10 protein-coding genes are annotated in these 13,520 nt (G+C 57.1%); all 10 read left to right on the top strand.

All coding sequences use genetic code 11. The annotated features are described in order from the left end of the window. Window positions 1-47 precede the first annotated feature (47 nt). The 10 genes from MD273_RS17815 (at window position 48) to pheS (ending at window position 13,467) form a co-directional block, all read left to right on the top strand. Window positions 48-1,436 carry a DUF1329 domain-containing protein gene (locus tag MD273_RS17815; RefSeq protein ID WP_239039139.1) on the top strand — a complete coding sequence of 463 codons (1,389 nt, stop codon included), beginning with the start codon at window positions 48-50 and terminating at the stop codon, window positions 1,434-1,436. Between the two features lie 137 nt (window positions 1,437-1,573). Then, on the top strand, window positions 1,574-2,719 hold the full coding sequence (locus MD273_RS17810) for a WD40/YVTN/BNR-like repeat-containing protein (RefSeq protein WP_239039138.1): 1,146 nt from the start codon (window positions 1,574-1,576) through the stop codon (window positions 2,717-2,719). Between the two features lie 46 nt (window positions 2,720-2,765). Next, window positions 2,766-5,150, top strand: a complete 2,385-nt coding sequence (locus MD273_RS17805; protein WP_239039137.1) for an efflux RND transporter permease subunit — start codon at window positions 2,766-2,768, stop codon at window positions 5,148-5,150. Between the two features lie 186 nt (window positions 5,151-5,336). Then, window positions 5,337-6,320, top strand: coding sequence for a TAXI family TRAP transporter solute-binding subunit (locus MD273_RS17800; protein WP_239039136.1), 984 nt, complete (start codon window positions 5,337-5,339; stop codon window positions 6,318-6,320). 88 nt (window positions 6,321-6,408) lie between these two features. After that, a complete protein-coding gene (locus MD273_RS17795) occupies window positions 6,409-9,009 on the top strand; it encodes a TRAP transporter permease (protein ID WP_239039135.1) in 2,601 nt (866 codons plus the stop codon). A gap of 165 nt (window positions 9,010-9,174) precedes the next feature. Further along, window positions 9,175-11,100: a threonine--tRNA ligase gene (thrS, locus tag MD273_RS17790; RefSeq protein WP_239039134.1), complete on the top strand. Its 1,926-nt coding sequence runs from the start codon at window positions 9,175-9,177 to the stop codon at window positions 11,098-11,100. Beyond that, window positions 11,097-11,642, top strand: a complete 546-nt coding sequence (infC, locus tag MD273_RS17785) for a translation initiation factor IF-3 (RefSeq protein ID WP_239039229.1) — start codon at window positions 11,097-11,099, stop codon at window positions 11,640-11,642. Before thrS ends, infC begins: the two co-directional genes overlap by 4 nt. Before the next feature lie 92 nt (window positions 11,643-11,734). Continuing rightward, the gene (rpmI, locus tag MD273_RS17780; RefSeq protein WP_029652233.1) at window positions 11,735-11,926 is read left to right on the top strand and encodes a 50S ribosomal protein L35; all 192 of its coding nucleotides are present in this window, start codon (window positions 11,735-11,737) and stop codon (window positions 11,924-11,926) included. A gap of 50 nt (window positions 11,927-11,976) precedes the next feature. Beyond that, a complete protein-coding gene (rplT, locus tag MD273_RS17775; RefSeq protein WP_092004435.1) occupies window positions 11,977-12,330 on the top strand; it encodes a 50S ribosomal protein L20 in 354 nt (117 codons plus the stop codon). Window positions 12,331-12,468: 138 nt separating this feature from the next. After that, the gene (gene pheS, locus MD273_RS17770; protein WP_092004433.1) at window positions 12,469-13,467 is read left to right on the top strand and encodes a phenylalanine--tRNA ligase subunit alpha; all 999 of its coding nucleotides are present in this window, start codon (window positions 12,469-12,471) and stop codon (window positions 13,465-13,467) included. Window positions 13,468-13,520: the final 53 nt, after the last annotated feature.

Genomic DNA, 13,520 nt, shown 5'->3' with positions numbered 1-13,520 from the left:
CAAAAAAAGCCCCTCAAGAGGCTTCCAGACGGATTTAAGGTTAGACCATGAGATATAACAAAAACACCCTGTTGAGTGGCCTGTTGGCCCTGTCTGTCTCAGCTGTACCCGCCTACGCTGCCGTCTCCCAGAGTGAGGCTGCCCGTCTTGGCAACCAGTTGACTCCATTTGGTTCTCCGAAGGCTGGTAACGCTGCCGGAACAATCCCGGATTGGAACGGTGGGCTGACCAAGCCGCCGGCCGGTTACAAGGAGAGTGGTCAGCACCATATCAATCCGTTCCCCGATGACGAGGTTCTGTTTACCATTACGGCACAGAACATGGACCAGTACAGTGAGTACCTGACCGACGGCGTCAAGGCCATGTTCGACACCTATCCCACCACTTTCCAGGTGCCCGTGTACCAGAGTCGGCGTACCCACGCAGTGCCGGACTGGGTGGCCCAGAATACGCGGGATAACGCCACAAGCGCCGATATCGTCGGCGAGGGCGCCGGCATTGAGGGCGCCTACGGTGGCTACCCTTTCCCGATTCTCCATGGTAACGACGAAGAGAAAGGCTGGCAGGTCATCTGGAACCACCTGACCCGGTGGCGCGGTGTCTACGTTACCCGTCGCTCAAGTGAAGTGGCCGTCCAGCAGAATGGTGACTACTCGCTGGTAACCTCACAGCAGGAAGCCTTTTTCAACTACTACAACCCGGAAGGTGACGAAAGTACCCTGGACAATGTCATCTTCTATTATCTCTCGTTCACCCAGTCTCCGCCTCGTCTGGCAGGGGGTGCGATTCTGATTCATGAGACCATGAACCAGATCATCAATCCCCGTAATGGCTGGGGTTACAACGCGGGCCAGCGCCGTGTCCGTCGTGCCCCGAACCTGGGTTACGACTCGCCGATTGCGGCGTCCGACAACCTGCGTACCGCGGACGATACCGATATTTTCAACGGCGCTCTGGACCGGTACAACTGGAAGTACCTCGGTAAGCGAGAGATCTATATCCCCTACAACAACTACAGAATCGGTCAGAAGGGACTTTCCTACGACGACATCCTGGGTATTTCCCACATTAACCCTGACCTGACACGCTGGGAGTTGCATCGGGTGCACGTGGTCGAGGCAACCCTGAAAAAGGGCGAGCGCCACATCTATGGAAAGCGCCGCTTCTATGTTGACGAGGACAGCTGGAACACCGTTCTGCTGGACCAGTACGACGGTCGCGGTGAACTGTGGCGTGTCACAATGGGGCTGCCGAAGAATTACTATGAATTACCCGGTGTCTGGACTGTGCTGGATGTCTATCATGACCTTCAGGCCCGCCGTTACCACGTGCTTGGGCTTGACACCGAAGAGCCGAATACCCGGGAGTTCACTGACGAAGTTCCCAATACGCGCTACTTCTCACCGGCCTCCCTGCGCCGCAGGAGTGTTCGCTGAGGCGCGAGGGACGTAACCCCGCCCAGATGGATTGGCAATCAACATACCGGCAGCCGGCAGGCTGCCGGTATGTTTACAGTTAAGGCCGGCCTTGCCGGACAGAGACACACAGTAAAAACAACCGATAGGCAAACCGAATGGCTACAAGCTTGATGCGTAAAACCCTGGGTGCTACCTGCCTGGGGCTTTCCATGGCCTGTGCATCCCCAGCCGTACTGGCGGTAGGGGATTTGCTTGAAACACCGGCCCGTCCGACGGAACTGGCTCCACAAAGCCTGCTGAATGACGTTGCCGTTGCCGGCGACCGTATTGTTGCAGCAGGGGAGCGCGGGCACATCATCTACTCCGATGACGAAGGGCAAAGCTGGACTCAGGCAGATGTGCCGGTGTCCGTGACCCTGACCGGTGTGGATTTTGGCACCGAGAGTCACGGCTGGGCCGTCGGTCACAGCGGCGCGGTACTGCATTCGAGCGATTCTGGTGTGAGCTGGGAGCTCCAGCTGGACGGCATTCGGGCAGCCGAGCTGGCCATTGCCAGCCAGGAAGATGCCATTGAGGAAATGGAAGAGCGTATCGAGCAGGCCCCTGAAGAAGAGAAAGAAGACCTTGAGTGGGCGCTGGATGATCTGTTGTTCCGTATCGAGAACATGGAGGCGGACCTGGAGATCGGCCCGGTCAACCCGTTTCTGGATGTCTGGTTCGAAAACGCCAATCACGGTTTTGTCGTAGGTGCCTACGGCATGATCTATCGCACCACCGATGGTGGAGAGACCTGGCAGGACTGGTCGCCGAAGCTGGATAACCCGCAGGGATTCCACCTGAACGCTATCTCCGAGATCGCCGGCGGCGCGCTGTTCATTGTCGGTGAGGCAGGCCAGATCCATGTTTCCACTGATGGCGGCGAAACATGGGAGCGCCGCGAGAGCCCCTATCCCGGATCTTTGTTCGGTGTGGTTGGCACCGGTCGGGTCAACGAAGCCCTGGCCTTTGGTCTGCGTGGCACCCTGATGTACTCCGCAGACCTCGGCAAGTCCTGGTCGGTGGTCAACACCGGATCCACTGCAACGCTCAATGACGGTGCGGCCGAAGGAGACCGGATCATTCTGGTCGGTAATGGTGGTGCTGTGCTCACCAGCGGCAACGGGGGTGATACCTTCCGGGAGTATCTCCGTAATGACCGTCAGGGAGTCATGGGTGTGGTGCCGGTCTCGGGCGCCAATCTGCTCCTGGTGGGCGAGGGTGGCGTCAAGTACGCCGATCCCCAAGGCAAGAACCTTCAATAACGCCCTGATGTGGCAACAACAGAACCGATAATAGAGGGGCTTTTGAATGTCCAACCCGAAGCATGACAAGGGCGAGCATTACCTGACCACGCCAAAGGCGGAACCGTTCCTGGAGCGTCTGATTTTCAATAATCGGGCGATCATCCTGGTTTTGCTGACCATCTTGACCCTGTTTCTCGGCTACAACGCGATCAAGATCCAGCCGGATGCCAGTTTCGAGCGGATGATTCCGCTGGAGCATCCCTACATCGTGAACATGCTCGATCACCGGGATGATCTGGAGAATCTGGGTAATTTTGTCCGGATAGCCGTTGAGTCAAAAGACGGCGATATCTTTTCTCCGGAGTACATGGAGACGCTGAAGCAGATCACCGATGAGGTTTTCTATCTCAATGGTGTCGACCGTTCCGGACTGAAGTCGCTCTGGACCTCCAACGTGCGCTGGGTGGAAGTGACCGAGCAGGGCTTCCAGGGCGGCACGGTCATTCCGGATGACTACGACGGCTCCCGCGAGAGCCTTGAGCAGCTGCGTCAGAATATACTGCGTTCCAATGAAGTCGGTCGTCTGATCTCGGACAACTTCCAGTCGACGATTGTCTACGCACCACTGTATGAGAAGGATCCGGAAACCGGAGAGCCGCTCGATTACGGCACTTTCTCGCGTCAGCTGGAAGAGAAGATTCGGGAAAAGTACGAGGCCCAGAATCCGAACATCGAGATTCACATTGTGGGCTTCGCCAAGAAGGTGGGTGATCTGATCGAGGGTATTGGCTCGATTGCCTGGTTCGCCGGTATCACCATTGTTCTGACTACATTGCTCCTGTTCTGGTATTCCCGCAGCATCTCCGGAACGCTGGTTCCGGTATTTACCTCCATCATTGCGGTGTTCTGGCAGCTCGGCACCCTGAGGCTGTTGGGCTATGGCCTGGACCCTTACTCAGTGCTGGTGCCATTCCTCGTGTTCGCGATCGGGATCAGTCATGGTGTTCAGATTGTCAACGCCATGGCAGTGGAAGCAGCCAAGGGTTTTGATGCGATTACCGCGGCACGCCTCGCATTCCGGGCGCTTTATATTCCGGGCATGCTGGCGTTGATTTCGGATGCTTTCGGTTTCTTGACCCTGTTCTTCATCGAGATCGATGTCATTCGCGATCTGGCGGTTGCCGCCGGTATCGGTGTCGCCTTTGTGATTGTCACCAACCTTGTTCTGCATGTACTGATCATGTCCTACATCGGTATCTCCAAGGGCGGTGTGCGTCATGTCCAGAACCATGGTGAAAAGCAGGATCGTAAATGGCGTCTCCTGTCGAACTTCTCCCACCCCGGCGTCGCACCGATCTCCCTGCTGATTGCGGTGATCGGCCTCGGGCTTGGCCTGTACTACAAGCAGGACCTGAAAGTGGGTGACTTGGACCAGGGGGCTCCGGAACTCCGCAAGGACTCCCGTTACAACAAGGACAACGCCTACATCATCAACAACTATTCCACCAGTGCCGATGTCATGGTGGTGATGGTGAAAACGCCTGAGGAGCAGTGCACCCAGTACAGCGTGCTGAGAGCCATGGATGCGCTTCAGTGGGAGTTGGCGAACACACCGGGTGTCCAGTCAACGGCGTCGCTGGCGGATGTCTCCAAGATCGTCACCAAGGCCCTGAACGAGGGTAACTGGAACTGGTATGCGATTTCCCGTAACCAGACCATCATCAATGCCTCCATCCGTAACGCGCCGTCGGGTCTGATCAACACCGACTGCAGCCTGACACCGTTGCTGGTCTTCCTGGAAGATCACAAGGCGGAAACCCTGCAAACTGCGGTCGACGTGGTTGAAGAGTTCGCCCAGGAGAACAGCAACGAGGAACATACGTTCCTGCTGGCTGCCGGTAACGCGGGTGTTGAGGCGGCCACCAATGAGGTCATCTCCAAAGCCAAGGACATGATGCTTATCTTTGTCTATGGCGTGGTGAGTCTGCTGTGCTTCCTGACGTTCCGGTCCATTCGCGCGGTCCTGTGTATCGTGGTACCCCTGGGCCTGACCTCGATTCTGTGTGAGGCGATCATGGCGGTCTCGGGGATCGGTATCAAGGTGGCAACCCTGCCGGTTATTGCCCTTGGTGTCGGTATCGGTGTGGACTATGGCATCTACATCTACAGCAAACTGGAGAAGTACCTGCTCGAAGGCAAGACGCTTCAGGACGCTTATTTCGAAACCCTGCGCTCCACCGGTAAGGCCGTGGTCTTCACCGGTGTGACTCTGGGTATCGGCGTTGTGACCTGGATTTTCTCGCCGATCAAGTTCCAGGCCGATATGGGCTTCCTGCTGTTCTTCATGTTCCTCTGGAACATGATCGGTGCTATCTGGCTGCTGCCGGCACTGGCGCGTTTCCTGCTCCGGCCGGACCGGATGCTTGAAAAGGCGAAGGCGGCGAAATAAGCTTGTCACCGGTAACCAAAAAAGCCCGCATTGCGGGCTTTTTTGTTGTTGGTTCAATTGGTTAGAGAGCTAACTCTGGCTTTATTTATGCCATAAAGTGGTCTATGTTCTAAGACGGACGCGAAATATGTCCGTATAGCAGACGGGCATTCTTTAATTACAACGAGCAGAAAAGGAACAACTCAAATGACACTGAAACTCAAAGCTTCCGCTCTAGCTGTAGCCGCCGCAGTCAGCTTCGGTGCTGCCTCCACTTCGGTATCTGCGCAGGAGCAGCGTTTCGTGACGATCGGGACTGGCGGTGTGACCGGTGTTTACTATCCTGCCGGTGGTGCTATCTGCCGCCTCGTCAACATGGACCGGAAAGAGCACGGCATCCGTTGCTCTGTGGAGAGCACCGGTGGTTCCGTATACAACCTGAATGCTATCCGTCAGGGCGAGCTGGACCTGGCCGTGGCCCAGTCTGATTGGCAGTACCATGCTTACAATGGAACCAGCCAGTTTGAAGACGATGGTGCCAACAAGGACCTGCGCGCGGTTTTCTCCCTGCATCCTGAGCCGTTCACCGTGGTGGCCAGCAAAGCCTCCGGCATCACGAACTTTGAAGACCTGGAAGGCAAGCGCGTATCCGTGGGTAACCCGGGTTCCGGCCAGCGTGCCACCGCTGAAGTGCTGATGGACGAAATGGGCTGGACCATGGACAAGTTCTCCCTGGCCGCCGAACTGAAGGCTGCCGAGCAGTCCCAGGCCCTGTGTGACGGCAACATCGATGCCTTCTTCTACACTGTTGGTCACCCGTCCGGTTCCATCAAGGAAGCGACCACCTCCTGTGACAGCGTGATCGTCAACGTGGACAACGATGCGACCAAGGCCCTGATCGACGAAAACCCGTACTACCGTAAAGCGGTCATTCCGGGCGGCATGTATCGTGGCACGGACGAAGATGTGACCACCTTCGGTGTCGCGGCAACCTTCGTCTCCTCCACCGATGTTCCCGAGGACGTCGTGTACGAGGTTGTGAAGGCCGTCTTTGAGAACTTCGACAGCTTCAAGCGTCTGCACCCGGCCTTCGCCAACCTGCAGAAGGAAGAGATGGTTCAGGACGCCCTGAGTGCTCCGCTGCACCCGGGTGCGGCCAAGTACTACAAGGAAGCTGGTCTGATCGACTGATCCGGCGCTTTCCTGAAAGCCGGCCGCGGGCAGCCTCGCCCGCGGCCTCTCATGATCTTCCCGATTTTCCCTCTGACAGGATCCGGCTATGACAAATAGCGACCCGAGAGCCGGGGATGGCATCGATAAGCAGAAAGTTGAGGAATTCCTCCAGACTGAATCGGGCGGAAGGGCCGCAACAGGGCCTGCCGCTGTCATTCTATTTATCGTTCCTCTGCTCTGGTCTCTTTTTCAGCTTTGGATAGCGTCACCGCTGCCCTATGTTTTCGAGATCGGCGTGTTCAATTCCACGGAAGCGCGCTCGATCCACCTGGCGTTTGCCTCGTTCCTGGCATTTGCCGCTTTCCCCATGATCCGGGGCAAGCACCAGAACCATGTTCCGGTATTCGATTGGATACTGGCCCTGGCGGCTGCCTTTGCGGCCTCCTACCTCTACGTTTTCTATGATCAGCTTTCCACCCGTCCGGGCGCGCCCAACACGCAGGACATGGTGGTTGCGCTGGGCGGGCTCGTGTTGTTGCTCGAGGCTACACGTCGGGCTCTGGGGCTCCCGCTGACGATTGTTGCGACTGTCTTTATTGTCTACTCGCTGGCCGGCCCCTACATGCCCGATGTGATCTCGCACAAAGGGGCCAGTCTGAGCAAGCTGGCGTCGCACCAGTGGCTCGGAACCGAGGGTGTTTTCGGTGTCGCACTGGGTGTGTCGACCAGCTTCGTGTTCCTGTTCGTTCTCTTTGGTGCCCTTCTGGAGCGGGCGGGAGCAGGTAACTACTTCATCAAGGTTGCTTATGCGCTGTTGGGGCATATGCGCGGGGGGCCGGCAAAGGCGGCCGTGGTATCCAGTGGCCTGAGCGGCGTCATTTCCGGTTCCTCGATTGCCAACGTCGTGACCACCGGAACCTTTACCATTCCGCTGATGAAGCGCGTCGGCTTCCCCGCCACCAAGGCGGGTGCCGTTGAAGTGGCAGCCTCCACCAATGGCCAGCTCACACCGCCGATCATGGGCGCCGCGGCCTTCCTGATGGTGGAGTACGTGGGCATTTCCTACCTGGAGGTCATCAAGCACGCAATACTGCCGGCGATGATCTCCTACGTGGCCCTCATCTATATCGTGCACCTCGAGGCCTGCAAGCTGAACATGCGGGGCATCGAACGCCTTGACCGTCCGACCCTGGCCCAGCGGATGCTGAACTGGGTTGTGATCCTGCTTGGGCTTTGTGTGCTGACCTTTGTGGTCTACTACGGCATCGGATGGATGAAAACGCTCCTGGGCGAGGCCGCTATCTGGGTGCTGGCTCCCATGTTGTTGGCCGTCTATATCGGTCTGGTTGGCTATGCCAGCAGGTTCCCGGATCTTGAGGAAGATGATGCCGAGACATCCATGAGCGAACTGCCCCCGGTGGGGCCGACGGTCAAAACCGGGCTGTACTTCCTGTTGCCGGTGGTGGTGCTGGTCTGGTGCCTGACGGTGGAGAGGTTCTCCCCGCAGCTGTCTGCGTTCTGGGCAACCGTGTTCATGATTTTCATCGTGATCACCCAGCGACCCCTGAAGGCCTTCTTCCACAAGCGTGGCAATTACATCGCGGGACTGAAACAGGGCTGCGTCGACCTGGCCTACTCCCTGGTCACCGGTGCCCGTAACATGGTCGGTATCGGTGTCGCGACGGCTACAGCCGGTATCGTGGTGGGAACGGTAACCCTGACCGGCATCGGCCTGGTCATGACCCAGTTCGTGGAATTCATCTCCGGCGGCAACCTGCTGTTGATGCTGATCTTCACGGCAATCATCAGTCTGATTCTTGGTATGGGGCTGCCAACCACGGCGAACTACATCGTCGTTTCAACCCTGATGGCTCCGGTCATTGTGACCCTGGGTGCCGAGAATGGTCTGCTGGTACCGTTGATCGCCGTACACCTGTTCGTGTTCTATTTCGGCATCCTGGCGGATGACACGCCGCCGGTGGGCCTTGCAGCCTATGCAGCGGCCGCGATCTCGGGTGGCGACCCGATACGCACGGGGGTTCAGGGCTTCACCTATGACATCCGGACCGCGATCCTGCCGTTCATGTTCATCTTCAACACGCAACTGCTGTTGATCGGGCTGACCGGCTGGGTGGATCTACTCGTCACTATCTTCAGTGCGGTTACGGCCATGCTGGTATTTTCGGCCGCAACTCAGGGATACTGGTTCACGAAAACCCGTTGGTGGGAGACTGTGCTGCTGCTGTTGATCACCTTCACGCTGTTCCGGCCCGGATTCTGGTGGGACAGGGTCTATCCGCCGACGGAAGATCGGCCTGCATCGGAGATCTTCCAGTATGTCGAGGATGTCCCGGCGGATGAGCCGATTATCATCCAGGCATCGGGTATGTCCATTGACGGCAACGAGGTTTCGAAATACCTGCGGTTACCGCTGCCCGAAGCCGAGACGCCGCAGCAGCGACTGGCGCAGGCAGGGTTGGAAATTTCTCCCCAGGGCGAGCAGATGGTCGTGGACTTCGTGAATTTCGGCAGTATTGCGGAGCAGGCGGGCATCAGTTTCGGCTGGACCATCGACAAGGTTCAGGTCGAGAAGGACCGGCCGCCCAAGGAGCTGATGTTCATACCGGCGCTGATCTTGCTGGCGGCCCTGGCGTTCGGGCAACTCCGTCGCAAAGCCAGGGAGGAGGCTGCAGGAGCGCCTGCCTGAGAATGTGCTTGGTAATTCGCTAAGTCCGTAAAAACCCGGCGTTAACCCGCCGGGTTTTTTTCTGGTAGACTCGCCGCAGATCCGGCCCGCGGTTTGTATCGCGGTGTGCCGGGACCATGTGATCTTTGGTATAGATCACCGCTGAGTAAACAACAGGAGTATTCCATGCCCGTCATTACCCTGCCGGATGGCAGTCATCGCAGTTTTGCTGAACCCGTAACCGTACACGACGTTGCCGCCGACATTGGCGCAGGCCTGGCCAAGGCTGCCCTCGCCGGGAAAGTTGATGGCAAACTGGTGGACACCAGCCATGTGATCGATCGGGACGCCGAGCTGGCTATTGTGACCGACCGAGACGAAGACGGTGTCGACATCATCCGTCATTCCACGGCCCACCTTATGGCAATGGCCGTCCAGGAGTTGTTCCCCGGTGCCCAGGTGACCATAGGGCCGGTGATCGACAACGGCTTCTACTACGACTTCAAGTACGACCGCCCGTTTACCAACGAGGATCTGGCGCGCATCGAGAAGCGGATGGAAGAACTGGCCAAGCAGGATCTTCCGGTCTCCCGCTCGATCATGTCCCGCGGGGAGGCGATCAAACTCTTCGAGGAGATGGGCGAGGAGTACAAGGTCCGTATCATTCAGGACATTCCCGGTGACGAGGACCTGTCGTTCTACCGTCAGGGCGATTTTATCGACCTGTGCCGTGGTCCCCATGTGCCCAGCACTGGCAAACTGAAAGCATTCAAGCTGACCAAGGTAGCGGGTGCCTACTGGCGTGGTGATACCAGCAACGAGCAGTTGCAGCGGGTTTACGGAACTGCCTGGGGTAACAAGAAAGACCTCAAGGCCTACCTGAACCGCCTGGAAGAGGCGGAAAAGCGGGACCACCGCAAGATTGGCAAGAAACTGAACCTGTTTCATATGCAGGAAGAGGCGCCGGGCATGGTGTTCTGGCATCCGGATGGCTGGTCGCTTTACCAGGAAATCGAGCAGTACATGCGGGCTAAACTGCACAGGCATGGCTACCAGGAAATCAAGACACCCCAGGTGGTGTCCCGTACCCTTTGGGAGAAGTCCGGGCACTGGGACAAGTTCAAGGACGACATGTTCACCACCGAATCCGAGAAGCACGACTACGCCATCAAGCCCATGAACTGTCCCTGTCACGTGCAGGTATTCAATCAGGGCCTGAAGAGCTACAAGGATCTGCCGCTGCGTCTTGCGGAATTCGGTTCCTGTCACCGCAACGAAGCGTCCGGCGCATTGCATGGTTTGATGCGGGTGCGTGGCTTCACCCAGGATGATGCGCACATTTTCTGTGAAGAAGACGCCATCCAGGAAGAGGTATCCGCATTCATCAAGCTTCTGCACGAGGTTTATGAGGACTTCGGATTTACCGAGATCCTGTACAAGCTTTCCACCCGTCCGGAAAAGCGGGTGGGTTCCGACGAAGTCTGGGACAAGTCAGAAGCCGCACTGGAAGAAGCACTGAACCGTGAAGGTGTGGATTGGGAATTGCTGCCGGGCGAGGGCGCATTCTACGGCCCGAAGATCGAATTCTCCCTGAAAGACTGCATTGGCCGGGTCTGGCAGTGCGGCACCATCCAGGTGGATTTCTCCATGCCGGGTCGGCTGGGCGCCCAGTATGTGGCGGATAACTCCGAGCGCAGGACCCCGGTGATGCTGCACCGGGCGGTACTGGGTTCGTTCGAGCGTTTCATCGGTATCCTGATCGAGGAATACGAAGGTGCATTCCCGGTCTGGCTGGCGCCGACCCAGGTGGCGGTGCTGAATATTACCGATAATCAGCGTGATTATTGTCAGAATCTGGCCAAAAAGTGGGATTCTTTGGGCTTTAGGGTTAATGCTGACTTGAGAAACGAGAAGATCGGCTTTAAAATCCGCGAGCATACTCTTAACAAGGTTCCCTATCTGGTCGTTGTTGGCGATAAAGAGATCGAGAACAACGCGGTGGCAGTAAGGACCCGCAAGGGTGAAGATCTGGGAACCATGTCGGTCGACGAATTCGAGGCGTTACTGGCCAAAGACGTCGAACGCAAAGGTAGAACCAAAACGGAGATCTGATTATTAAACAGCGAGCGAATCGGGGTGGGCGTACTCCAAAAGCGCCTATCAATGAAAATATTGACGCAACTGAAGTCCGTCTGATTGATGCCGAAGGCAATCAGGTTGGTATTGTTCCCATTGAGGATGCACTCAAGCAGGCAGAAGAAGCGTCTCTTGACCTGGTTCAGGTTACGGATTCCGATCCGATCGTCTGTAAGATAATGGACTACGGCAAGAAGATCTTCGAAGAGAAGAAGGCCAAGGCGGCTGCGAAGAAAAAGCAGAAGCAGACGCAGGTTAAAGAAGTCAAGTTCCGTCCCGGAACTGAAGAAGGGGATTATCAGGTCAAACTACGCAACCTGGTACGTTTCCTTGAAAACGGGGACCGCGGCAAAATCACTATCCGCTTCCGTGGCCGTGAGATGGCACACCAGGAAATTGGTATGAAACTCATGAACCGCATCGAAGCTGATATTGAAGAGCTGGGCCAGGTAGAACAGCGGCCGAAAATGGAAGGCCGCCAGATGACCATGGTCGTGGCGCCCCGCAAGAAGAAGTGAACCTGATCCAATGACGGGTCCCCCGCATCGGCGGGGGATTTGTCGTTCAGGGACACATTTGTTTATCAAAATAGAATGCGGAGTTTTAAAAAATGCCGAAGATGAAAACCAAAAGCGGAGCTACCAAGCGGTTCAAGAAGACCGCCAACGGCTTCAAGCACAAGCAGTCCTTCACCAGCCACATCCTGACCAAGAAGAGCCCCAAGCGTAAGCGTCAGCTGCGCGGCACCAAGCTCATCGCCAAGTCGGATGTAGCATCTATCAAGCGCATGACCGCGTGCTGATTCAGCCGCGCGAATCATTCCTTAGAAAGTACAGGTAGAAGGATTAAAGTATGGCTCGTGTAAAGCGTGGCGTGGTAGCACGTCGTCGTCACAAGAAGATCATGAAGCAGGCCAAGGGTTACTACGGTGCCCGTAGCCGTGTTTTCCGGGTTGCCAAGCAGGCGGTTATCAAGGCCCAGCAGTATGCCTACCGTGACCGTCGCAACCGCAAGCGTGCATTCCGCGCTCTGTGGATCTCCCGTATCAACGCCGGTGCCCGCGCAAACGGTCTGTCCTACAGCCGTCTGATCGCTGGTCTGAAGAAGGCGAATGTTGAAATCGATCGTAAGGTTCTGGCCGACCTGGCCATGAACGAGCAGCAGGCGTTTGCCGCTGTTGTTGAGAAAGCCAAAGCGTCCCTGTGATCGCTTAAGATCTCTCATCGATTGCTGATCGATCCGGCGTCTCATGGCATCATGAAGGCGCCTTCTGAATAGGGGAAGGGCACGCTCTTCCCCTATTTTTGTTTTAACCTACCCCATTTCTGGTTTGGAGCAGGGTCAATGGAAAACCTGGAGCAACTGGTTCAGGACGGGCTGAGCGCCGTTGAGAGTGCGGACAGCCTGCAGGCACTTGATCAAATTCGTGTGGAATACCTCGGCAAGAAGGGTGTGATTACCCAGCAAGCCAAGACGCTGGGCAAGCTGTCTCCCGAGGAGCGTCCTGCCGCCGGCCAGAAGATCAACGAAGCCAAGGGGCAGGTGGAGCAGGCGATCAATGCCCGTCGCACGGATCTGGAAAAGGCCGCCATTGAAGCGAAGCTCGCCAGTGAATCCATTGACGTAACCCTGCCGGGCCGCGGCCAGGATCTGGGTGGCCTGCACCCGGTGACCCGCACTCTGCAGCGGATCGAGGAAATTTTCTCCCGCGCCGGCTACAGCGTGGAGCAGGGGCCGGAGATCGAAGACGATTACCACAACTTCGAGGCCCTCAACATTCCCGGCCACCATCCGGCCCGTGCCATGCACGACACCTTCTATTTCAATCCCGGAACGCTGCTGCGGACCCACACCTCGCCGGTTCAGATCCGCACCATGGAAGCGGGTAAGCCTCCGTTCCGCATGATCTGTCCGGGGCGGGTCTATCGCTGCGACTCGGACATGACCCATACCCCGATGTTCCACCAGGTCGAAGGGCTTCTGGTGGAAAAGAACGTAAGCTTTGCCGACCTCAAGAGCACCGTGGAAGAGTTCCTGCGGGTGTTCTTCGAGCGGGACCTCGAAGTGCGTTTCCGCCCGTCTTACTTCCCGTTTACCGAGCCGTCCGCAGAAGTGGACATCGAGTGGGGCCGTGAGGCCGACGGTAGCATCAAGTGGCTGGAAGTGATGGGCTGCGGCATGGTGCACCCGAAAGTATTCGAATATTGCGGTATTGATGCCGAGGAGTACCGTGGCTTTGCCTTTGGTCTGGGCGTGGAGCGCCTGGCCATGCTGCGCTACGGCGTGAACGACCTGCGCATGTTCTTCGAGAATGACCTGCGCTTCCTGCGCCAGTTCCGGTAATAACCCGGCCGATATGCAGGCATAAACGGCAATCAAACCAACAGGCAAAACCG

The sequence above is a fragment of the Marinobacter sp. C7 genome (assembly GCF_022343555.1).
GTDB lineage: Bacteria > Pseudomonadota > Gammaproteobacteria > Pseudomonadales > Oleiphilaceae > Marinobacter.
The sequence above is the reverse complement of the archived record's forward strand: the minus strand, read 5'-3'. Positions and strand labels throughout refer to the sequence as shown.